Annotated in this window: 22 protein-coding genes; 8 read left to right on the forward strand and 14 right to left on the reverse strand. The window is 63.7% G+C overall.

Features of this window, described 5'->3' with window-relative positions; translation table 11 throughout:
- Window positions 1-218 precede the first annotated feature (218 nt).
- Both AB4Y63_RS00435 and AB4Y63_RS00440 read left to right on the forward strand, forming a co-directional pair.
- Window positions 219-1,706 carry an MDR family MFS transporter gene (locus AB4Y63_RS00435; protein WP_441789053.1) on the forward strand — a complete coding sequence of 496 codons (1,488 nt, stop codon included), beginning with the start codon at window positions 219-221 and terminating at the stop codon, window positions 1,704-1,706.
- Window positions 1,707-1,729: 23 nt separating this feature from the next.
- Entirely contained in the window at window positions 1,730-2,476 is a 747-nt protein-coding gene (locus AB4Y63_RS00440; protein ID WP_441789054.1) for a DNA alkylation repair protein, read from the forward strand.
- Window positions 2,477-2,534: 58 nt separating this feature from the next.
- Here the strand turns inward: AB4Y63_RS00440 and AB4Y63_RS00445 are convergent, their stop codons facing one another.
- Complete coding sequence (locus AB4Y63_RS00445) at window positions 2,535-3,560, reverse strand: NADP-dependent oxidoreductase (RefSeq protein ID WP_441789055.1); 1,026 nt, start codon at window positions 3,558-3,560, stop codon at window positions 2,535-2,537.
- 182 nt (window positions 3,561-3,742) lie between these two features.
- On the opposite strand from AB4Y63_RS00445, the gene AB4Y63_RS00450 reads away from it, so the two are divergent.
- Window positions 3,743-4,354 carry a TetR/AcrR family transcriptional regulator gene (locus tag AB4Y63_RS00450; protein WP_441789056.1) on the forward strand — a complete coding sequence of 204 codons (612 nt, stop codon included), beginning with the start codon at window positions 3,743-3,745 and terminating at the stop codon, window positions 4,352-4,354.
- Window positions 4,355-4,384: 30 nt separating this feature from the next.
- Here AB4Y63_RS00450 and AB4Y63_RS00455 read toward each other — a convergent pair whose 3' ends face one another.
- Window positions 4,385-4,858 (reverse strand): VOC family protein, encoded by a 474-nt coding sequence (locus tag AB4Y63_RS00455; RefSeq protein WP_441789057.1) that lies wholly within the window; start codon window positions 4,856-4,858, stop codon window positions 4,385-4,387.
- 194 nt (window positions 4,859-5,052) lie between these two features.
- Here AB4Y63_RS00455 and AB4Y63_RS00460 point away from each other — a divergent pair, with 194 nt between their 5' ends.
- Window positions 5,053-6,492, forward strand: a complete 1,440-nt coding sequence (locus AB4Y63_RS00460; RefSeq protein ID WP_441789058.1) for an MDR family MFS transporter — start codon at window positions 5,053-5,055, stop codon at window positions 6,490-6,492.
- A gap of 4 nt (window positions 6,493-6,496) precedes the next feature.
- Here the strand turns inward: AB4Y63_RS00460 and AB4Y63_RS00465 are convergent, their stop codons facing one another.
- The 5 genes from AB4Y63_RS00465 to AB4Y63_RS00485 all read right to left on the reverse strand — a co-directional run bounded on the left by AB4Y63_RS00465 (window position 6,497) and on the right by AB4Y63_RS00485 (window position 10,971).
- Window positions 6,497-7,363 carry an ABC transporter permease gene (locus AB4Y63_RS00465; RefSeq protein ID WP_441789325.1) on the reverse strand — a complete coding sequence of 289 codons (867 nt, stop codon included), beginning with the start codon at window positions 7,361-7,363 and terminating at the stop codon, window positions 6,497-6,499.
- Window positions 7,364-7,388: 25 nt separating this feature from the next.
- Window positions 7,389-8,435, reverse strand: coding sequence for an ATP-binding cassette domain-containing protein (locus AB4Y63_RS00470; protein WP_441789326.1), 1,047 nt, complete (start codon window positions 8,433-8,435; stop codon window positions 7,389-7,391).
- Window positions 8,436-8,479: 44 nt separating this feature from the next.
- Window positions 8,480-9,568, reverse strand: a complete 1,089-nt coding sequence (locus AB4Y63_RS00475; RefSeq protein ID WP_441789059.1) for a LolA family protein — start codon at window positions 9,566-9,568, stop codon at window positions 8,480-8,482.
- Window positions 9,569-9,683: 115 nt separating this feature from the next.
- Window positions 9,684-10,319 (reverse strand): hypothetical protein, encoded by a 636-nt coding sequence (locus AB4Y63_RS00480; RefSeq protein WP_441789060.1) that lies wholly within the window; start codon window positions 10,317-10,319, stop codon window positions 9,684-9,686.
- A 31-nt stretch (window positions 10,320-10,350) separates the two neighbouring features.
- Complete coding sequence (locus AB4Y63_RS00485) at window positions 10,351-10,971, reverse strand: NAD(P)H-dependent oxidoreductase (RefSeq protein ID WP_441789061.1); 621 nt, start codon at window positions 10,969-10,971, stop codon at window positions 10,351-10,353.
- 66 nt (window positions 10,972-11,037) lie between these two features.
- Between AB4Y63_RS00485 and AB4Y63_RS00490 the strand changes: the two genes are divergently transcribed.
- Complete coding sequence (locus tag AB4Y63_RS00490; RefSeq protein ID WP_441789062.1) at window positions 11,038-11,472, forward strand: MarR family winged helix-turn-helix transcriptional regulator; 435 nt, start codon at window positions 11,038-11,040, stop codon at window positions 11,470-11,472.
- 11 nt (window positions 11,473-11,483) lie between these two features.
- Here AB4Y63_RS00490 and AB4Y63_RS00495 read toward each other — a convergent pair whose 3' ends face one another.
- Window positions 11,484-12,359, reverse strand: coding sequence for a GTP pyrophosphokinase (locus AB4Y63_RS00495; RefSeq protein ID WP_441789063.1), 876 nt, complete (start codon window positions 12,357-12,359; stop codon window positions 11,484-11,486).
- 75 nt (window positions 12,360-12,434) lie between these two features.
- On the opposite strand from AB4Y63_RS00495, the gene AB4Y63_RS00500 reads away from it, so the two are divergent.
- The 3 genes from AB4Y63_RS00500 to crcB are packed head-to-tail and all read left to right on the forward strand — an operon-like array spanning window position 12,435 to window position 13,773.
- A complete protein-coding gene (locus AB4Y63_RS00500; protein ID WP_441789064.1) occupies window positions 12,435-12,947 on the forward strand; it encodes a universal stress protein in 513 nt (170 codons plus the stop codon).
- A complete protein-coding gene (locus AB4Y63_RS00505; protein ID WP_441789065.1) occupies window positions 12,944-13,399 on the forward strand; it encodes a fluoride efflux transporter FluC in 456 nt (151 codons plus the stop codon). The genes AB4Y63_RS00500 and AB4Y63_RS00505 overlap by 4 nt, the downstream gene beginning before the upstream one ends.
- A complete protein-coding gene (gene crcB, locus AB4Y63_RS00510) occupies window positions 13,396-13,773 on the forward strand; it encodes a fluoride efflux transporter CrcB (RefSeq protein ID WP_441789066.1) in 378 nt (125 codons plus the stop codon). The genes AB4Y63_RS00505 and crcB overlap by 4 nt, the downstream gene beginning before the upstream one ends.
- Here crcB and AB4Y63_RS00515 read toward each other — a convergent pair.
- From AB4Y63_RS00515 to AB4Y63_RS00540, 6 genes are all read right to left on the reverse strand, one after another.
- Entirely contained in the window at window positions 13,762-14,847 is a 1,086-nt protein-coding gene (locus AB4Y63_RS00515) for a HoxN/HupN/NixA family nickel/cobalt transporter (protein ID WP_441789067.1), read from the reverse strand. The two genes, crcB and AB4Y63_RS00515, sit on opposite strands and share 12 nt — an antisense overlap.
- Window positions 14,848-15,070: 223 nt before the next feature.
- Complete coding sequence (locus tag AB4Y63_RS00520) at window positions 15,071-16,549, reverse strand: DHA2 family efflux MFS transporter permease subunit (RefSeq protein ID WP_441789068.1); 1,479 nt, start codon at window positions 16,547-16,549, stop codon at window positions 15,071-15,073.
- Window positions 16,542-17,063 carry a mycothiol transferase gene (locus AB4Y63_RS00525; RefSeq protein WP_441789069.1) on the reverse strand — a complete coding sequence of 174 codons (522 nt, stop codon included), beginning with the start codon at window positions 17,061-17,063 and terminating at the stop codon, window positions 16,542-16,544. The genes AB4Y63_RS00520 and AB4Y63_RS00525 overlap by 8 nt, the downstream gene beginning before the upstream one ends.
- Before the next feature lie 38 nt (window positions 17,064-17,101).
- On the reverse strand, window positions 17,102-18,292 hold the full coding sequence (locus AB4Y63_RS00530; protein WP_441789070.1) for a cation:proton antiporter: 1,191 nt from the start codon (window positions 18,290-18,292) through the stop codon (window positions 17,102-17,104).
- A gap of 137 nt (window positions 18,293-18,429) precedes the next feature.
- Window positions 18,430-20,553 (reverse strand): ABC transporter ATP-binding protein, encoded by a 2,124-nt coding sequence (locus AB4Y63_RS00535; protein WP_441789071.1) that lies wholly within the window; start codon window positions 20,551-20,553, stop codon window positions 18,430-18,432.
- Between the two features lie 2 nt (window positions 20,554-20,555).
- Window positions 20,556-22,289, reverse strand: a complete 1,734-nt coding sequence (locus tag AB4Y63_RS00540) for an ABC transporter ATP-binding protein (RefSeq protein WP_441789072.1) — start codon at window positions 22,287-22,289, stop codon at window positions 20,556-20,558.
- Window positions 22,290-22,459: the final 170 nt, after the last annotated feature.

Here is a 22,459-nt window from a genome sequence, read left to right on the forward strand (position 1 = left end):
AGCGGCGCGGCCGGCGGAGTCAGGGTTGCGGGCTCCGACCGCGTGGTTTCAATGCAACATCAGGTCGAACGAGATGTCCAGCGGATTGACGAGCGAATTCTCACAAAACCGACGCCACTTTCGGCGTCGTGGAATAGTGAACTCTTCCTGACCGTTAGCTTGGAATGTCGCCACCGCGGCCACTACTTTCAGTTTGACCGTTTTGACAGGACTCTTGCGTGACCGAAGCCACCCTGCCCGCCCCTCCCCGCCCCATCGCGGATCTCCCCGAAGACCCGCAGACGGCCCGCCGCAACAGCCGCGTGATTTCGCTGCTTCTCGTCTCAGCATTCGTGGTCATTCTCAATGAGACGATCATGGGCGTCGCGTTGCCCAAGTTGATGACCGATCTGCAGATCCCTGCCACCGCGGCGCAGTGGCTCACCACTGCATTCATGTTGACGATGGCGGTCGTGATTCCGATCACCGGTTACCTCCTGCAGCGTTTCAACACCCGCCCCATCTTCATCGCAGCCATGACGCTGTTCAGCCTCGGCACTCTGATCTCGGCGATGGCCCCTGGCTTCGAAGTTCTTCTGCTCGGACGCATCGTGCAGGCCGGCGGAACCGCGATCATGATGCCGCTGCTGATGACGACGGTGATGACACTGGTGCCGGCCGCCTCCCGCGGTCGCACCATGGGAAACATCGCTATCGTCATGTCGGTCGCGCCGGCGATCGGTCCGACCATCTCCGGATTGATCCTCAGCGTGTTGGACTGGCGCTGGATGTTCTGGCTCGTTCTTCCGATCGCAATCGGCGCCCTCATTCTCGGAGCCGCCCGCATTGAGAACGTGACGACCCCGCGCAAGGTGCCCGTCGACGTATTCTCCGTGATTCTCTCCGTGTTTGCCTTCGGTGGACTGATCTACGGCCTGAGCACCCTGGGTGCCCCGGCAGGAGACGGCGCCGTACCCGGCTGGATCCCTCTCGTTGTCGGCATCCTCGGATTGATCGCCTTCGTTTTACGTCAGCTTTCTCTGCAGAAAACCGACCGTGCCCTGCTCGACCTGCGCACGTTCACGTCGACCACGTTCACCGTGTCGATCGTGATGATGTTCGTGAGCATGATGGCGCTCTTCGGCATCCTGATCATGCTGCCGATCTACCTGCAGACCGTGTTGGGCCTCGAGCCTGTTGTCACGGGCTTGCTCATGCTGCCGGGTGGCCTGGTCATGGGTCTGCTCGGCCCGATCGTTGGCCGCCTGTATGACCGGGTGGGACCGCGGATGCTGTTGATTCCGGGTTCCATCATCGTCAGCGGAGTGATTTGGTCGATGACCCTGATGACTGAGCACACTCCCTTCGCTCTGGTTCTGGTCGCGCACATCACTCTGAGCATTGGTCTCGCTTTGATGTTCACCCCGTTGTTCACTGCGGGCCTCGGCTCGGTGCGTCCGTCACTGTATTCGCACGGCAGCGCGATCGTCGGCACAGTTCAGCAGCTTGCCGGCGCCGTCGGAACCGCACTGTTCGTGGCGGTCATGTCCACTCAGATGCTGGCATTGCAGGGCGAAGGTCTCTCCGTGACGAGCGCGACTGCCGGCGGCATTCAGTCGGCATTCCTGTGCGGGGCGATCATCTCGCTCTTTGCCGTCGTCGCATCGTTCTTCATCACCAAGCCGGTCGTCGACCCGGCACACGAGATGGTTCCTTCCGGGCACTAGCTTTCAGCGGCAGAATGCAGCACATGGGTGACGAACGCGTCGAACCCGGGCCGCATCTCACCGCTTCGGCCTTCGTCGCGGCGCTCTGGCGCGAGCAGTCCGACGCCGAACTCGTGAAGTACAGCAGGTACTTCACACTCGGCGTCGGAGAGGACGCAGAGGGCGACCGTTTCATCGGCGTGCGGATGGGCAGAGTGTTCGCCCTCGCCGTTGATTTTGCGGCGCTGCCCATCGATGAGATTGAGGCACTGCTCGAGGAGGACATCCACGAGGCACGGGCCGGCGCGCTCCGCATCATGGCGAACCGGGCCAGGAAGGCCGACGAAGAGACGCGGCGGAAGCTCTATGAGCTCTACCTGCAGCGACACGACCGCATCAACAACTGGGATCTCGTCGACCTCGGAGCGTGGGACGTTGTCGGCGGCTGGCTGCGCGATCACCCCCGCGCAGTGCTCTATCGTCTGGCCGAGTCGGAGTCGATCTGGCAGCGTCGAACGGCAATGCTCGCGACGCTTGCCTTCGTGCGCCGCGGCGAACTCGACGACGCCTACGCCATCGCCGAACGGCTCCTCGACGACCCCGAAGACTTGGTGCGGAAGCCCATCGGCGCGGTGCTGCGTTCGGCGGGCGATAAGGACCGTGACCGACTGCTCGCATTTCTCGACCGCAAGGCCCCGGCCATGACCCGTGTCTCGCTTCGCTTCGCGATCGAGCACCTCGACGAGCCGACCCGCAGACACTACCTCGCCCTGACTGCCGAGACCAACTGACACAGCCCCGATACGCGATCTGCGTATCGGGGCTGTCTCACTGTGCTGGAGGGCTGTATTAGGAAAGTGGCGCCATCTTGACGACCATCTTGCCGGTGTTCGCCCCGCGCATGAGCGCCAGGAAAGCGTCTACTGAGTTCTCGATCCCGTCGACGACCGTCTCGTCGTAGACGATCTCGCCTGCTCCGAGCCAGCCGGCCATGTCGGCTGCGAATGCCGGGAAGCGGTGGACGTATCCGCCGACGGTGAAGCCGGTCAGGGTGAGACCGCGCGCGATCATGTTCACCATGTTGCGGGGCCCGACCGCCGGTTCGGTGCTGTTGTACTGGGAGATGGCGCCGCACAGAGCGGCCCGTCCGCCATCATTGAATGTCGCGAGGGCGGCTTCCAAGTGCTCTCCCCCGACGTTGTCGAAGTAGACATCAATGCCGTCGGGTGCCGCGGCCTGGAGCTGCTCCAGCACGGGACCGTCGTTGTAGTTGAACGCCGCGTCATAGCCGTACTTCGAAGTGAGCAGCGCGACCTTCTCGGCCGAGCCGGCTGAACCGATGACGCGCTTCGCGCCGGCGAGACGGGCGATCTGGCCGACCATGGTTCCGACTGCGCCGGCCGCGCCGGAAACGAACACGGTGTCGCCCGCCTTGATCTGTGCCACGTCGTGCAGACCGACGTATGCGGTGAACCCGGTCAGTCCGAGCACACCGAGCGAGGCCGAAAGGGGAACTCCGGGGATTTCAGGAACGACGCGGAAACCGGCGGCGTCCTCCTGCACCAGGTCGCGCCATCCGTGATCGTGAACGACGACATCGCCGACCTTCACTGACGCGGAGGCACTGGCGACGACCCGGCCGACAGCACCACCCTTCATCGTGTCGCCGAGTGCGTACGGCGGCGTGTACGACTTGACGTCGTTCATCCGGCCACGCATGTAGGGGTCGACGGAGAGGAACTCATTGGCAACCCGCACCTGACCGTCTTCCAGGGGTGGCAGATCGATGCTCACGGTGCGGAAGTCGGTGTGTTCCGGCCATCCGACCGGGCGATTGACGAGCTGAATCTGAGTACTGAGGGAAGGAATCGACATGACGGGATGAACCTTTCGAGTGGGGTGAGATCACATGATGACTGCCTCACTCGACGGTGAATGACGGCGCTGAGATCGGTGCTCCATTCGGGTAGCCGTGCCAGGCGGCGCGGATGGAGTATTCTGAACCGATCGTTCCACTATAATAGTGAAACGATCAGTACACAAAACGAAGGAACACCATGGGTCGCAGCCAGGCATTCGACACAACGACCGTCGTTCAGGCCGCACGCGATCTGTTTTGGGACAAGGGCTACGACAGCGTCTCGCTCAGTGATCTCGAACGCGCCACCGGACTCAACCGGTCGAGCATGTACAACGCCTTCGAAAGTAAACGAGGGCTCTTCGATGCGGCGGTGCAGGACTACCTGGAGACGGTCATCCGCCCGCGCTTGCAGGTTCTCGATGCGGAACCAGATGGCCGCACCGCCCTCATCACCTATTTCTCGGGTCTCGGTGCCGCCGTGGTGGCGCTGAAGGACGGCGCGACACAACGCGGATGCCTCCTGGTGAACAGTGCGGCGGGGCTCGCCGGCCGCGATGACGCGCTCCGTGCCGTCGTCGAGCAGTACCGGTTGGAACTCAGCGCGGCGCTCGCACGCGCGCTCAGTCGCCCGTCCATTGCGCTCACACTCCCAGCGGTCGACATCCAGGCTCGCCTGCTCACCTCACTGTCAACCAGTGCATTGCTCCTGGCCCGCATCAACCCCACCGAGGCCGTCGCAATTCTCGACTCGGCGATCGAACAGATCGAGTCGCTGGGCACCGTCGAGCTCGCGGCTCAGTCGGCGTAGCGGCTCAGGCGGCGTAGCGGTTCAGGCGGGCTAGCCGGCGGCTGCAGCCTGCAACCCGGCAATGTCGAGCTTTCCCATGCCCAGCATCGCCTGCATCACCCGGCCGGCGATCTCGGGATTCGGGTCGCTCAGCAGCTGCGGCAACACCGGGGGCACAATCTGCCACGACAGACCGTACCTGTCTTTCAACCAGCCGCACTGGCTCGGCTCGCCGCCATCGGCGGTGAGCTTCTCCCACAATTCGTCGATCTCCGGCTGCGTCTCGGCGTTGACATAGAGCGAAATCGCCTCGTTGAACGTGAACATCGGCCCGCCGTTGAAGGCGTTGAGTTCCAGGCCGTCGAGCACGAAACTCACACCCATCGCGGTTCCGGCCGGAACCGGCGCACCCTCGCCGTAGCGCGACACGGTGACGATCTTCGAGTTCTTGAAGACCGACACGTAGAAGTTCGCCGCTTCTTCAGCCTGCGTGTCGAACCAGAGATAGGGGGTGATCGTTTGCATCAGGATCTCCTTTGAGTTGCGTCGCGCACCGGGCGGATGTCCAGCCCAGAGTAACCGCGCATGACCAGACAGAACAGACCTGGCCGCAGGGAGATTTCTCGTTCGGACCTGTCGTCGGGAATGATTCTGATGCGCCAGAGTTGAACTCAGAGTCGGTGCGCGCAGGATGGTGCGCGTGTCAGAAACGGGGATCGATGTCTGTCGCGACGGGAGTCGGGTTTCGGTCAGAGCGCGGACCCATTCTGATCTCGCTCATGGTCACGACCGGTCTCGTCGCGATCGATTCGACGATTCTGGCCACGGCCGTGCCGTCGATCGTGGCCGATCTGGGCGGATTCGCCGCATTCCCGTGGCTCTTCTCCGTCTATCTTCTCGCCCAGGCCGTCACCGTGCCGGTCTACGCCAAGCTGTCCGACGTCGTCGGCCGCAAACCGATCATTCTGATCGGAGTCGGACTCTTCCTTCTGGGCTCAATCCTCTGTGGATTCGCCTGGAGCATGCCGGCGCTCATCGCCTTTCGCGCCCTCCAGGGCCTCGGCGCCGGCGCGGTGCAACCGATGGCGATCACCATTGCCGGAGACATCTACACCGTCGCCGAGCGCGCCAAGGTCCAGGGCTACCTCGCCAGCGTCTGGGCGGTGTCGTCCGTGGTCGGACCGACACTCGGTGGCGTTTTCTCCGAGTTTCTCTCCTGGCGGTGGATCTTCTTCGTCAATGTTCCGCTCTGCCTGCTCGCCGGGTGGATGCTCACCCGCTTCTTCCACGAGACCATCGAGCGGCGGACGCACCGCGTCGACTACGCCGGGGCAGCGCTCCTCACTCTCGGCCTCACCGCGCTCATCCTGGCCGTGCTCGAAGGCGGGCAGGCGTGGGAGTGGGACTCGATTCAAAGCATCGTCGCCTTCTCACTCGGAGCAGTTCTGCTCACCGCTTTCATTGTCGTCGAGCGTCATGCCGCAGAGCCGATCCTGCCGCTCTGGGTCTTCTCCCGCCGACTCCTGTTGACCACGACGCTCGTCGGTCTCGGCGTCGGCGCCGTGCTGATCGGTCTCACCTCCTACGTGCCGACCTATCTGGAAGGCGCTCTCGGAGTGACTCCCCTGGTCTCCGGGCTGGCCCTCGCCGCTCTGACGATCGGCTGGCCGATCTCGGCCACGCTGTCAGGCCGCTTCTACCTCCGCATCGGTTTTCGCACCACCGCGCTCCTCGGAATGAGCATCACGATCGTCGGCGCCCTCACGCTCGCCGTGTTCGGCCGGCATCCGTCGCTTTTCATCGTCGCCGTGAGCTGTTTCGTGGTCGGGCTGGGTCTCGGCCTCGTCGCCACTCCCGCCTTGATCGCCGCTCAATCGAGCGTGAGGTGGAACGAGCGTGGCGTGGTCACCGGCACCAACATGTTCGCCAGATCGATCGGCAGCGCACTGGGTGTCGCCATTTTCGGTGCGATCGCCAACTCCATCTTCTCCGCGGTACCCGACGGGCATCACGATCCCGATGTCGTCACCCAGGCCGGCACCGCAGTCTTTCTCGCGGTGCTGATCTGCACTCTCTTCACACTCTTCGCCGTGCTCGCGATGCCGCGCGCCCGGGTCGAAGACATCGAGTTGAAAGCTCACGCGCCAAGCGTCGAGTAGCACGCTACGAGAGGATGTCCTTCGTCACGAACCGAGCGATCGCCGCCGTTCCAAAGACCGCCAGGTAGCCGAGCTGCAGCAATGCGTTGTCGCCGAAGGAAACCCAGCTGATCGGGTCGCGGAGCAGATCGGCGAACCCGAGCCAGTAGTGACTGAACAGCCAGGGGTGCAACCAGTCGAGTTGCGGCAATGCGTCAAGCACTTGGGACGTGACCGAGAGCACGATCGTCGCAGCCATCGCGCCCACCGGAACATCGGTCAGCGTCGAAATGAACAAGCCGATGGCGGAGAGCCCGAGCAACGACACAGTGACGAAACCGGCAATCAGTGCGAGCCGGAGCAGCGACTCCCCCACCCCGACCGTCGTGCCGGAGAGCAGCGTCACCGGTCCGACCGGAAACAGCACGGTTCCGATCAGCGTGCCCACCACGACAACGGTCAGAGTTGCGACGAGGCAAAAGGCCGCGGCGCCGAGATACTTCACGACGAGCAGCCGGATGCGCCCGGCCGGGCTGATCAGTAGGTAGCGCAGGGTCCCGAGGCTGGCCTCTCCGGCGATGGTGTCGCCCGCGACGACACCGATCGTCAACGGCAGAAAGAGCGGAATCGACACGATGAGCGCCGTCACCCCGACGAAAAGTCCGTTCTGGGTGATCTGGTCGAGAAAAGCGGGACCGCGACCGCTCGGTCGGGAGTCGGAGGTCGCCCTCACGGCGACAGCGATGAGAATGGGGATCGCCGCGAGTGCGGCGAGCATCGCCCAGGTGCGCCAACGACGAAATAAGACGCTGAGCTCCGAGGCGAGCAGGGCGCCTCCCCAGGTCGGGCGGCTGCGCCTGTCGCGGTCCCGGTCGACGGGTGAGCCGGGCAGAGTCGACGGGGGAAGGAGAGATTCGTCAGTTGACAATGTCGAATCCTTCCCCCGTGAGTTCAACGAAACGGTCTTCGAGGCTGGCGCCGTCGATGCTGAAACCGCGCACCCGCACCCCGCCGATCACGAGGGCGGCGACGATGGCCTCGGGAAGCAGCGCGTTGCCGTCATCCAGGATTGCGCTGACCATCGCACCGGTCGAGGCGCCGGCTGCGGTCGAATCGGGGACCGGCGCTGCAGACTTCATCGCAACACTGCCCGCAGAGCTGGCCGCTGGAGCGACCGGGTCGGTGGTGAGCCCGAGTCCGGCCAACACCCCCAGCGCCGCGGCGACATCCGGAGTGTTCACCCGCACCCGGCTCTGCCCACCCTGACGCAGTTGCGAGAGCGTGCCTTGTGCAACAAGACGACCGGCGCTCATCACGGCGGCGTGGGTGCAGATCTGCTCGATCTCGGCCAGGAGATGACTCGAAACGAAGACTGTTGTTCCGTCGGCGGCAAGGGAACGAATGAGGCTCCGCACCTCGCGCGTTCCCTGCGGGTCGAGCCCGTTTGTCGGCTCATCGAGCACGAGCAGGTCGCGCGGGCCGAGCAACGCATTGGCGATACCGAGGCGTTGCTTCATCCCGAGCGAGTAGGCCCGCACTTTCTTACCGGCGGCGTGGGTCAGTCCCACCCGCTCCAGGGCGTGCTCAACGCGCGCGGTTCTGCTGCGCGGGCGGGCGTGCCGGTCGGCTGAATCGAGACGGCGTAGGTTCGCCGCCCCGGAGAGAAACGGATAGAAGGCCGGTCCCTCGACGAGGGCGCCCACCCGTGGAAAAACCGCATGCACCGAGTCCGGCATGGTCTGCCCGAGTACGGAGATCTCCCCGCTCGTCGCGGCCGCCAATCCAAGCATCATGCGGATGGTCGTCGTCTTGCCCGACCCGTTGGGTCCGAGAAAACCGAACACCGCCCCTCGGGGGACGGCGAGATCGATCTGGTCGACTGCGGCGTGGGAGCCGAACCGTTTGGTGAGGGAGTGAGTCTCGATTGCCAGGTCGGTCGATGCCAGAGGCCCGATCGACTGCAGAGGCCCGATCGACGGTAGAGCCCCGGTCGACGACAGAGGCCCGCTCACTGAGCGGCGGCTGCGGCTTGCAGCTGGCTCAGCGGAACTGCGCCGACGAACAGCCGGCCGTCGTCGGTCAGCAGGGCGGTGACCAATGAGGTCGACACGCTGCGTCCGCCGGATACCGATTGAGTCGTCAGGCCAAAGAGCGGCGACGAGGTCACCGACGCCGGCAGTGCGCCAACGGGCATCTCAAGAATTGACTCCCAGCCGCTGCCGATGACGGTGTGTGCGGGACCGGCCTCCCCCTCTGACGAGGAATTCGTGGGGCGGGTGGGAAGTGTCACGTTCTTCACGGTCACTCCAGGTGGCGGGGTGAAGGTGAACAACTCGGCCGGTGGCGTCGCCAACGTCAACTCGGTGAAGGCGATCTCGAAGGCCGGCTGAGCCTGCCCGCGCGCCAGGACATCCACTTTCAGCGGCAACCCGGTGGCCGAATCGACGGCCACAGAGACCGAATCGACCAGGGTCGCCGAGCTGTGCGGGGTGAGCACCAGAGTATAGGCAGAGCGACCGGCGACCGAGACTGGTGCGCCGACCGTGACCGTCGTGCTGGGCTCGACGGCGTTGAGCAGCTTCTGGGCGACCTGGGCCGGAGTCAGAGCGTCACCCGGTGCCGGAGCGGCACTGGACTCCTGTTCGGTTGCTGACGCGGCCGGAAGTGCCAGATGTGTCGCGGTCTGCTGGGCCGAATCGTAGATCCAGACGTCACCGCCGTTGTGGATCGCATCGCGTTCGGCGAGTTCGTCGAGAACCTGAACTCGGGCCTTCGTCGGGCCGTCCAGGTACACCCGGGCGGTGTGTGAGCCGGTCAGCAGTTCGATCAGGGATGCCGCGCTCGCATCGCCTGCGTCCCCTGAGATCCCGGATGCCATCCCTTTCGGCAGTTCGGGAAGCCCCAGCTGTGAGCTCTGCTCGACCGTTCCGGAGAGCGCGGTCACCGAACTCTCGCCGACCATCTCCAGCACCTCGGCCGGGGTCTTGTCCGGAAGCGACACCGCCGCATTGGCCATCAGCGGTACGACGACGATCCCGGCGCCGATCACCGCCGGCACGACGAGTGCCGGTAACCAGCGCAGCCACTTCCGGGTCATGACACTTACCTCCGAAGCACGTGCGTGTCGGAGCACGTTTCCGCTTTCGACATTACGCTTGTCGGCCGGGATCGGCATCCATCAATTCGACGGCAGTGACGGTACGCGGGCGAGGCTACTCGACCTCGTCGGCCAGCTTCGTGATGGTGGTGGGAACCGGGTGCGGGTGGCTTCCGGCCGGTGCCACGATCTCGATCTGGCGCAGGCGGGACGCGGGCGCCTGGTTGATGCCGAGAATCCACTCCCCGACGAGGTACATGGTTCCCACCCGGGAGAACACGGCCACCCCGGTCACGGTGAAGTTTCCGTAGGCGGGGTCGTCAAATACCGCACGGACGAGGTCACCGTGGCCGAGTTCGGCGACGGCGCTCAAATCGCCGACCGGCAGTTCCGGATCGACGGCACCTGCATCATCGACGCCTGAATCACTGACGTCTGAATCATCGACGCCCGAATCATCGACGCCTGAATCGACGTCGCCGACATCGTCGGCTCCCGATGCCGACTGGACGATCGCCAGGGTCTGCAGTGCCTTGTCTGGTTTCAAGCTCTGCTCGATGGCCCGGCCGGCAATGGTGAAGGTGCCGATCGCGGGTGACAAGCGCGCCTCGCCGTTCAGGTTGAAAGCGCCGAATCGCTCGGTGAAAAACGTCGCGCTGATCTGATCGCCCGATTCGAGGGCAGCAATGCTGACGGTGAGGTCTTTGACGTTGCGCTTGCGCGGCACCGTCAGCTCAGTAAGTTCAGTCACGCTTCTCCTTGGTTACCAGTGTCGGTCCGGCTCAGCGCAGTGCGGCGAATTGCCGGGTGATGCGGGCCAGCGCCCGTTCACGACGCGCGGGCCCGCGCTGTGTGGAACGGTCGATCGCGATCCATCGTATCCGGCGGATCCCGATCAGACGGAATGTGCCCTGCGCCAGAATGCGCTCTGCCGGTCGTCCAAACCAGACGCCGTACAGGGTGGCGGGAGTCGTCATCGCCGTCATCACCGTCACTCCGCGCAGACGGTGCAAGGTGCGCACGAGGGCTCCGCCCGGTCGTGGCTCTTCGAAAGCGAATCCGCGCGTGAGCACGCGGTCGAGAAACCCTTTTGTCGCCGCCGGCATGGACATCCACCAGGTGGGAAAAACGAAGACGATGTGGTCGGCGGCAGCCAGGCGATCCTGGAGGCCGAGGACGTCGGCCCGGGCAGGAGAACCGGTTCGCCAGGCGCGGAGATCCTCCGCCGAAAGCACCGGGTCAAAGCCTTCGGCAGCAAGGTCAATCGTGTCGTGGGAATGACCGGCGGCGTCCAGGCCGGCCTGCGCAGCGGCCAGCATTGCGGCCGACAGACTCCGGCGATTCGGCACATTGTCGAACGCCGCGGCCCCGTACGGGTGGTCGAAGACCATGAGTACATGCATTGATCACTCCATTGGTTGCGTAAGCAACAGTTGCTTACGCAACTCATGTTAGTGGATACTTGACGCATGACGGACCCCCAGGATGCCAGCGCTCAGCTTCTCGAGTTGTGGCTCGCTGCGCGCACCACAGTCGCCACCCTCGAACGCGCCATCGGCGAGCGCATTCAAGCTGACTGCCAGGCCTCACTCGCCAGCTACACCCTGCTGTGCACACTGTCGTCCCCGAACGACCCGCTCAATCAACAAGCGATCGCGGCGGTACTCGGGCTCAACAAGAGCAGCGTCAGCCGTCAGGTCGAAGCGGCAGTGAAGGATGGCTACGCCACCGTTGAGGTCTCGCCCCTGTCACGCCGGGAGAAGACGGTGGTGGTCACCCCGCGCGGCAGTGCGGTGGTCGATGCCGGCAATCGCGTGCTTGCCGAGTTCGCCTCTGATCTCGATCCCGACGACGCGGAACAGGCGATCCGGCTTCTCACTGCGCTATCGGCCCGGAACAGCTGACTCGTTCACGATCAGTGCGCCGCCGGGCCCGAACCCGAAGACCCGAAGAGCGAACGCAGCGACTGAAGCTGCACCACCAGGGTGTCATCGAGCGGCCCATTGCCGCCGGGGACCGTGGTGGCCGCCCCTCGATCGAGGGCTATCTGGCCGTCGAGCGGATCAGAGTTCAACGCGAGAACCTCGTGATGCAGGCGTTCCATCCGCAGATCAAGGTCGGCCGCGATGTCGGCTGTCTCGGTCAGGCTCCCGAGAAGTGCCGCAGGAACCTGGCCGTCGTACTTGTAATAGATCTTGTGCTCGAGGCTCGCCCAAAAATCCATTGCAATGGTGCGAATCTGCAGTTCGACGGTGACCGGTACCACCCGGTCCGACATGAACACCGGAATCTCGATGATCGCGTGCAGGCTGCGGTAGCCATTCGGCTTGGGATTCTTGATGTAGTCCTTGACCTCAATCACCCGGATGTCGCTTTGCTGGGTCAGCAGGTCGAAGACTCTGTACGCATCGGTAATGAAACTACAGGTGATCCGCACGCCGGCGATATCGGTGATGGCCTCGCGGATTGAATCGAACGAGGGGTCGAGCCCCTTCCTCCCGATCTTCCCGATGATGCTTTCCGGAGACTTGAGCCGGGAGTTCACATGCTCGATCGGGTTGTGCTCGTGCAGGTGCAGAAACTCTTCCTGCAGAATCGTGATCTTCGTCAGCACTTCGTCGATGCCGAATTTGTATTGCATCAAGAAGCGGGAAAGCTCCTCGCGCAGCTTGGCGACTTCAGATAGAAGGGGAAGATTCGCGTCGTGTGCGACGGTACTGCTTTCAGACGATCTCGGAGCATTCACAGTGCTTGACCTTAGGGCTTCGAGTTGTGGTTCTGATGAGAGCATCACTTCACATCCCTCTCAGTCGCAGCACGCCGCACTCGCTTCCGCGGTCGACGCGAACGCCGATAGGCTCCAACCATGACAGCGAACGAGCACTCGGGTCACCCGGTCATCGTCGGAGTCTCCCCCGGTCAACCGCCACACGTCGTTCTGCACGCCGCCCAATTCGCCCGGCGGTTCGATGCTGAGCTCATTTGCGCGCATGTCAACCCGGGCCGCTATGCGGTGTCGGAGGCGGCCGACGGCGCCGTCAGCTCGGCCCCCATCGATCCCGATTTTGCCGATCTTCGCGAAGAGATCTTCGACGAGAAGTTAGCCTCCGGCCTCTCCGCCTTGCTCGCGGAGTCCGGCGTCACCTGGCGAACGCTTGTGCTCGCCGGTGACGTGTCCAGCGCCCTCGGTCATCTTGCTCACACCGTCGATGCGGCGATGATAGTGGTCGGTGCCCATCAGAGCTCGGTGAGCGGGACCATCCAGGAGTTCTTCAACCGGTCGATCGGTGTGCAGCTTGCGCATCACCAGGACCGCCCCGTGGTGGTCATTCCAGTCCGGACCCCCGGTATTGAGTCACCGATGCTGTGGAAGCAATGAGTGCTGCGACGCGCCCGAGCCACCTGCGGTGGGGTCCGCTCGGCCTGGTGGCGCTGGGCGGTGCAGTCGGGGCATCAGCCCGGGAAGTCGTCTCGCTGCTCGTCCCCGACCTCGGCGCTCTGCCGATCGCGATCCCGATCGTCAACATCGTCGGCGCGTTTCTGCTCGGCTACCTCTACGAGGCGGTGACCAGGCTCGGCCACGGCGACAGCAGGGCGAAGAACCTCAAGCTTCTGCTCGGCACCGGCTTTTGTGGCGGCTTCACCACCTACAGTTCGCTGGCCACGGACACCGCGGTACTGAACGCCAACGGCCATCTCGGTCTCGCGTTCGTCTACGCCCTCGGCACAGTCATTCTCGGCGCATTCGCCACCTGGGCCGGCATCGTTCTTGCAGCTCAGATGAATTCCCGCCGCACCGCCACTGACTCGGTTGGAACGGTGGCCCGATGACACCCCTGATTTTTCTCCTCCTGGCCATCGCGGGCGGCCTCGGCGCAGCGACACGGTTTCTCTTCGACGGATTGCTGCGCGCAAAAATGAAGACGGCGTATCCGTGGGCGACCACAATCATCAACGTGTCAGGTTCCCTCGTGCTCGGCTTCATCACCGGGCTGACGCTGACGCATCTGCTTCCGACCGACGTGAACGTGGTCATCGGCACCGGATTCCTCGGCGGTTACACGACGTTCAGCACGGCGAGTTACGAGACCGTGCAACTGATCAAGCAAGGCAGATACGGCTGGTCGCTGGCGAGTGGCGTCGGGATGCTGGTGCTCGCGGTCAGCGCAGCAGGTCTCGGGCTCTGGCTGGCCTCATTGATCTGACGCCGCAGTCGACTTCGCAGCGGTCGGATGACCGGCCCACCGTTCTTCAACCTTGCCCAGCTTCCAATACGCGGTCGAGGCCAGCCAGGCGACGATCAGAGCTCCCACGATGATGTAGCCCACGTTTTCGAGGTCGATGCTTGCAATCCATCCGGTCAGCGGGTCGCTGAGGCCCAGCTTCTCGTTGAGCAGGCCGATGAGCTCGATCCCCCCGATGAGCACCGCCACCATCACTGAAATGCCCGTCACGGTGAGGCTGTAGTAGACCTTGCGAATGGGGTTGAACGTGGCCCACGAGTAGGCCTTCACCATGACTGCCGAGTCGAGGGTGTCGAACAGGCTCATCCCGGCGGCGAAGATCAGCGGCAGGCAGAGCACCGCATACCAGGGCAGCCCGGTTGCCGCGCCGGTGCCGGCCAAGACCAACAGCGCGATCTCGCTGGCCGTGTCGAAGCCGAGGCCGAAGAGAAACCCGACAAGATACATCTTTCCCGGCCGGTCGACCGATTTGATCAGCGGACGGATGAGTCTGCTGACGAAGCCGCGCCCGTCGAGCTGGCGCTCCAGCTCTTTCTCGTTGAGCACCCCGTCTTTCGAGCGTCGCCAGACCCGCATGATCCCGACGAACGAGATCGCGTTGATCAGGCCGATGAGCAGCAGGAATACTCCGGACACCATGGTGCCGAAGATCCCGAGCATGTCGCGGATGCCGTTGCCATCGGACGCGAGGTCGACAGCCCAGCTGACGCTGAGCGCCAACAACGCCGCCATCAGGAATACCACGGTCGAGTGACCGAGGGAGAAGTACAGTCCGACACCGGCCGCCGGTTTCTTGAGGTCGACGAGTTTGCGGGTGGTGTTGTCGATCGCGGCGATGTGGTCGGCGTCGAAGGCGTGTTTGACGCCGAGGATGTAGGCCGTGATGGCGATCCCCACCCCGAACACCGACGAACCCAACTTCAAGTGCTGCGGCTCGATCAGCACAAAGAACACACCGAATCCGATGACATGCATCACAACGACCGGAACGAAGACCCGAATCAGTTGGGTGACGTACGACGGTTGGGATTTCATGGTGTCAGTTCTTCCTCGACGCGGGTGCGGGGTTTCCAGTGAGCAGCTCGCGCACGACGCCGACGGCGGCGCGCTTGCACCTGCAACGAGAATCGTGTGGTTTCACAGCATCCGCAACCGACAAAGGCGGGATTGCGTCCAAACGACTTTTCGAGGCAGGCCGGGCAGCCGCTCGCCGGCTCGGTCGCAGCTGCACTGCGCCTGTCTGTCCGCGCCCCCCCGGTTAGCGGCCCTGCTGAGTGACTCTCTTTGGCAAGGCGAAGACGAGCAGGAATGCCACGACGCTGAGCCCGGCGCTGACGGCCAGGGCCGATGCGGCACTTGAGGCAAAGGCGTCGGCGACCGCCGTCGGCGTCGTGCCGGTGAAGGTCAACGTTCCGAACAGCACGCTGCCGATGACGGCGATTCCGATGGCGCTGCCGACGCGCTGCATCACGCCGATCACCCCACTCGCGGCGCCCGCTTCTGAACGGTCGACAGTGGCCACAATGAACTGGGCATTGGGCGCGATGAAGCAGCCGTTGCCGAGCCCGCCCAGGAACAGGGGCACGAGGAACGCCCACGCGGTGAGGTCGCTCGCCGGGGTGAGCTGCAACACCAGCCACACCCAGATCAGGCCGATCGCGAGCAGGCCGGTTCCGATCACCAGCACTCGGCGACCGAGCAAGCGCGACAGCCTGTCGCTGAATGCCGCACCGATGATGCTGCCGATCGCGAATGGCACGGACACCAGACCCGATTCGAGAGCAGTATGACCGAGGCCGGCCTGCCACAGAATCGAAATGGTGAAGAAGATACTCGTAAAGGCGGCGAAATAGACCAGGGCCAGAATGACGCCGCCGGTGAACGCCGGATGAGTGAAGAGATGCGGGGGCACCAGTGGCACGCCGTCAGCTTTCGCCACGCGCAGCTCCCAGAAGGCGAACGCCACGATCAGCAGAGCACCGGCGACAAGTGTGATGTATGTCCAGGCCGGCCAGCCCGCATCCTGACCCTCGATCAGAGGAACGAGTAGCGCGATCAGCCCGGCAGACAGTAAGAGCAACCCGAACCAGTCGTTGCCCGTCTTGCTCAAGCCCTCCGAACCCGACGGCAACAGGATGGCCGCGGCGATCAGAGCGATAACGCCGATCGGGAGGTTGACCCAGAAGACGAGTCGCCAGCCGTTCTCGACGCCGAACGCCTCGATGATCAGACCACCGAGGATGGGGCCGATGGCGGTGGAGACGCCGATCACGGCGCCCATGATCGCGAATGCTTTGCCCCGCACCTTGAACGGGAACATCAGCTGAATCATGGCCGTCACTCCGGGCACGAAGATTCCGCCGGCGAGACCTTGGATGACACGCCACACCACGAGTTGCGTGTCGTTCTGGGCGAGACCGCAGAAGAAGCTCGCGGTGGTGAAGAGTGCGAGACCGGTGAAGAACACCCATTTGTGTCCGATTCGATCGCCAATGCGACCAGCCGGGATGAGTGCGAGACCGAAGGCGAGGGCATAACCGGAGATGATCCACGATAGCGTTGCTTCCGACGCATCCAGGCTCGTGCGAATAGTGGGAAGCGCGACGTTCACGATCGTGGTGTCGAGCAGCGCCATGAACATGCCGAGCATCAACACGATCAATGCGGTCCAGGCGCGACGTGGCGCTATGGATGCCGCCGCCGTCTTTCCGTCAGTTGGTCGAAACGATTCAGCCACGGCGACGACGCTCCAGCATTCCCGCGATGAACGCAGCCTGCCCGGCGTGCTGCAGATCGTCGGCGAGCACACTCACCAGCCGTACTCCAAGCGTGACGGCGGGAGTCCACCGCTTGTCGACGATGCGGTCCAGGTCGGAATCGGTCTGCCGATTCACGAATTCGATCGTGCGGGTGGAGACCGCGTCGTGGTATCCCCAGAGTAGGTCGGCCGAGACCCCCGTCACCCGGCCGACATCATCGGACGAGTGCGCATAACCCGTCGCCCGACGCGGGAAAGGCAAGCCGAATCGGACGTTCCAGCCTTCGGCCAGCCAAATCTGATCGGTGTCGGCCACGTCGGCCACATGGTCGTCCTGCACACGGGTGAGATGCCAGACGAGCCAGGCGATCGAGTTGGCGTCTGGATCGACTCGCTCGGCAAGATCTTCCGGGCTGAGCGAGGTGACCACGCCCTGCACCACATCACGGATGCGGCCGAATCCGTCGACCAGGATGTCTGCCGATGAGGTCATTGTTTCTCCTTCAGACGATTGACCTCATTCTGCGCCATTCACTCCGGGAGCGCAGCGGCAAAATGCGCGTGCTTGCTTGAGCCGACCAGCGCAAGCAGCGGGAACAGGAGGACGGCGAGCATTCCCGCCCCGACCAATGCCGCAGCGGTTCCCGCCTCCATGGCGTGTTGGTCGAGCGCGATGTTCGTCACGGCGACGATGATCGGCAAGCCGGTCGCAGCGAACAGGGCGAGTGAGCGGCGCTCGGCAAACGGTGCGCCGGGCGGCGCGGCGAATGAGCCGGGAATGCCCCGCACGACCAGCAGAAGCACCAGGAAGATCGGGAGCAACACCACTGCCTGCGGGTCAGAGATCAGCGAGTCGAGGTCGAACGTGATCCCCGTCGTAATGAAGAAGATCGGCACCAGGAACCCGAACGAGATGGCTTCCAGCTTGCGTTCGATGGTTACCTTGTCGGCCTCACCGACATCCTTCAGCAAGGCCCGGGACAGGATACCGGCGGCGAAAGCGCCCAGCAGCATGTCGAGCCCGAGCGCGATGCTGAGTGCAACGAGGGCGATCACCACGAGCAGCACGAGACGTACCGCGAATTGCCCGCTGGTGTGCAGGGACGCTCTGACGAGCTCGCTCAGCCGCTGATGAGGCCGACGGAGTGCGAACCAGATCGCGAGGCCGGAGATCAGCACGAAGGCGAGCAGGATAAGTGTTGCGACGCCCGGCTGGCGCCCACTGAGAAAGATCGAGATGGCCAGCAGCGGGCCGAACTCCCCCACTGCGCCGACGGCGGTCACGGACCGGCCGAATGGCGTGGTGAGGTTTCCGGTGTCGCGCAGAATCGGCATGATCGTGCCGAGGGCCGTCGAGGTCAGTGCGATGCCGATGTACACCCCGTCGAGTGAACCGCCGGCGAGTGCGATCCCGATGACGACGCCGAGCACCAAGGAGATCAGCCAACCGAACGATGCTCTTTTCACCAGCTGCCCGCTGAACAGCGAGAAATTGATCTCGTTTCCGGCCATGAAGAACAGCATCACGAGTCCGAAGTTCGACAGCGCGGTCAAGAAGCCGTCGGGGTGCACCCAGCCCAGAATGCTCGGGCCCACCAACATCCCGAGCACGATCTCGAAGACGACGAGGGGAATCTTGATCACCCGGCCGATGAGCGCCGCGGCGATGGGGGCGAGCACTGCTATGAGGGCGACGATCGCGATGGACCCCACATCAGGCATATTCTCTCCCCTCGTCGGCGGTCAGCCGGGTGTGGTCAGCCTACGACGTTCAGCGCTCCGAACGACGAAACCCCACCGACCGAGCAACTCGAAAGGTGGGGTTTCGCGCTCGAGCTGGCTCGGCCAGCTCGTCGGAACTAGCTCGTCGGAACGGGCTCGCTCTCGAGGGTGGGATCTCCATCCATGGTGCTGTCAACCGCTGCGCTGTCGACTGCGGCCGCCTCAGCGACGTAGCCGGCGCCATCCGTTGACGTCGCCTGCTCCGGTTCGCCGCCCATGAACTGTGCCATGTAGAGCGAGTAGTACGCGCCGCGCTTCTTGAGAAGCTGCTCGTGGTTGCCCTGCTCGGCGATCCGGCCGTCTTCCATCACCAGGATGGTGTGCGCGTCGCGAATCGTCGACAGACGGTGCGCGATCACGAACGACGTGCGGTCGGTGCGCAGTGCCGCCATTGCCTGCTGCACGAGCACCTCGGTGCGCGTGTCGACCGATGAGGTCGCCTCGTCGAGAATCAGCAGCGACGGGTTGGCGATGAATGCCCGCGCGATCGTGATGAGCTGGCGCTCACCCGACGACACGCTTCCGCCGTCGCCGTCGAGCACTGTGTCATAGCCGTCGGGCAGCTGGCGCACGAAGCGGTCGACCATTGTCGCCTGGGCCGCCGCCACGACTTCTTCATCTGTCGCATCGAGTCGGCCGTAACGGATGTTCTCGCGAATGGTGCCCTCGAACAGCCAGGCGTCTTGCAACACCATGCCGACCTGCGAACGCAGTTCGGCCCGTGACAGGGAGGTCACGTCGACACCGTCGAGCAGAATGCGCCCGCCGGTCAGTTCGTAGAAACGCATCACCAGGTTCACCAGGGTGGTCTTGCCGGCACCGGTCGGGCCGACGATCGCCACGGTGTGCCCGGGCTCCGCCGAGAACGAGAGGCTGTCGATCAGCGGCTTCTCCGGGCTGTAGCTGAACGAGACGTTCTCGAACTCGACGTGACCGTCGGTGCGCTCGGGCAGGTGAGCGGTGACCTGTTCGGCCTCCTGCTCGTCGGCGTCGAGCAGTTCGAAGGTGCGCTCGGCCGATGCGACGCCCGACTGCAGCATGTTCGCCATGCCCGCCATCTGACCGATCGGCTGCGAGAACTCGCGCGAATACTGAATGAATGCGGTTGCATCACCCAGCGTCATCTGGCCAGAGGCCACCTTCAGGCCACCGGCCACGGCGATCATCACATAAGAGAGGTAGGAGACGAACGTCATCGCCGGCATGATCATGCCGGAGACGAACTGTGCACCGAACGAGGCATCGAACAGCTTGTCGTTGCGTTTGTCGAACTCCTCGAGCATCTCGCGGTCACGACCGAAGGCACGCACGATCTCCTGGCCAGAGAAGGTCTCTTCGATGTGGCCGTTCAACGCGCCGGTGTTCTTCCACTGGGCGGCGAACAGCTTCTGGGAACGCACACCGATCACGCCGGCGATGATGCCGGAGAGCGGCAGAGCGATCAAAGCGATCAAGGCGAGCTGCCACGACACGATGAACATCATGACGCCGATACCGATCACGGTCAGCAACGACTGCACCAACTGCGAGAACGCCTGCTGCAACGCCTGTTGGATGTTGTCGACGTCGTTCGTGACGCGGGACATCACGTCACCCCGCTGGCGCGTGTCGAAGTACGACAGTGGCAGGCGGTTGAGCTTTTCTTCGATGTTCTGGCGGAGTCGGTAGATCACTCGCATGACCAGGCCGTTGAGAATGTAACCCTGAGCCCACATGAGGAACGAGGCAACGACGTAGAGCGCTAGGACGATCGTGATCAGGCGCGCCAACTCATCGAACTGGATGCCCTGTCCGGGAACCACATTGGTGCCCTGCAGCATGTCGGCGAACTGGTCGTTGCCGGCGGCACGCAGACCCGCGATGGTCTCCTGCAGAGTCGAACCAGGCTTCAGTTGCGCGCCGATCACGCCGTTGAAGATGACGTCCATCGCCTGACCGAGAATCTTCGGTGCGACAACAGTCAGCACGACCGACACCGTCACCAAGGCGACAACGACAATCATCTTTGCGCGTTCCGGACGGAGCAGACCGATCAGACGCTTGGCCGACGGCCAAAAATGCTGAGCCTTCTTCGCCGGGGCTCCGCCGAACATGTCGCCGTCGGCCTCACTGGGCGTGTAATCGAAATCGGCCTCGAGCGCGTCGATCTCGGCGACGACTGCCGCGGCATCCTGTGACTTCTTGCTTGGGCGTTTCGCCATGGCTACGCCACCTCCTGGACGCTGAGCTGGGATTCGACGATCTGGCGATACGTCTCATTACTGTCGACGAGTTCGTCGTGAGTTCCGCGGGCCACGATCACTCCGTCGTCGACGACCAGAATCTGATCGGCGTCGGTGATCGAGGAAACGCGCTGGGCGACGATGATGACGGTGGCGTCACCGGTCACGTCACCGAGTGCGTCACGCAACCGGGCATCGGTCGACACGTCAAGCGCCGAGAACGAGTCGTCGAAGAGATAGACACGAGGCTTGGCGACGAGCGCTCGTGCGATGCACAAACGCTGACGCTGGCCGCCCGACACGTTGGTGCCGCCCTGCGAGATCGGGTCGTCGAGTCCCTTCGCCTTATCGCGCACGAAGTCTTCGCCCTGGGCGACTTTCAGCGCCTCCCAGAGGTCGTCGTCTGTCGCGCTGGACCGGCCGAAGCGGAGGTTGGAGGCGATCGTTCCGGAGAAGAGGTAGGGCTTCTGGGAGACGAGGCCGACGACGCTCGACACCTGGTCGCGGGTGAGCGATGAGACGGGAACGCCGTCGATCAGCACCTCACCCTGCTGCGGGTCGTAGAGACGCGGGATCAAGTTGATCAGGGATGTCTTTCCGGCACCCGTCGATCCGACGATCGCGGTGGTCTTGCCGGGTTCCGCAGTGAAACTGATGTTGTCAAGAACCGGACGCTCAGCGCCCGGGTAGCCGAACGTCACGTTGCGGAACTCGACCTTGCCCACGGTCGGGGTGTCCACCGACGCGTCGGGAATCAGCTGGCTTGACGTGGTGCCGAGCACCTCCTGGATGCGTTCGGCGCAGACCACGGCGCGCGGAATCATCATCACCATGAAGACGCCCATCATCACGGCCATCAGAATCTGCAAAAGGTACTGCAGGAACGCGGTGAGTGAACCGATCTGCATCTCACCGGCATCCACCCGGTGACCGCCGAACCAGAGCACGGCGGCGGTGGCGAGGTGCAACACCATCATGATGACGGGGAACATCAGCACAAAGATGTTTCCGACGCGCACCGACACGCGGGTGAGGTTTTCGTTGGCGGTGCGGTAGCGCTCCGACTCGAACGGTTCACGCACGAAGGCACGCACAACGCGGATGCCGACGATCTGCTCGCGCAACACGCTGTTAATGCCGTCGATGCGGTCTTGCATCAGGCGGAACAACGGCATGAGCAGGAAGACCAGGAAGCCGACGATCAGGAAGAGCAGAGGCACGGAGACCCAGACCAGCCACGACAGCCCGGCGTCTTCACGCAGTGCCATCACGATGCCGCCGATGCACATGATCGGGGTGGAGACCATGAAGTTCAGCGTCATCAGCACGAGCATCTGCACCTGCTGCACATCGTTGGTGCCGCGGGTGATCAGGGTGGCAGTGCCGAATCGGCCGAGTTCGAGCGCGCTCAGGGAGTCAACCTTGCGGTAGACATCGCGACGCAGATCACGGCCGATCGCCATGGCGGTGCGAGCACCGTAGTAGATGCCGCCGATGGCTGTGACAACCTGCACCAGGCAGACCACCAGCATGGTCATACCGGTCGACCAGATGAACTCGGTGTCGCCCGTCGAGATGCCCTGGTCGATGATCTGAGCGTTCAGGCTCGGAAGATAGAGGGCGGCGATCGTGGAGATGAGTTGCAGCACGAAGACTGCCGCAATCCAGGCCTTATAGGGCTTGGCGTGTTTGAGAACGAGTGAAACAAGAACCAAAAGGAATCCTCACGGTTTTGAAAAGGCTGTGAAACGGAAGGGACGCTGTCAGACACAACAACGCTAGGGGGTACCACCGACACGGGTGCGCAGCCCGGCAGCCTGAGGCAATCAGCCCCGTGATTGGCCGGTGAGACCGGGCACACCCCACGCCGGGCGTTCACCGCTCT

The sequence above is a fragment of the Leifsonia sp. YAF41 genome, from assembly GCF_052113185.1.
Classification (GTDB): domain Bacteria; phylum Actinomycetota; class Actinomycetes; order Actinomycetales; family Microbacteriaceae; genus Cryobacterium.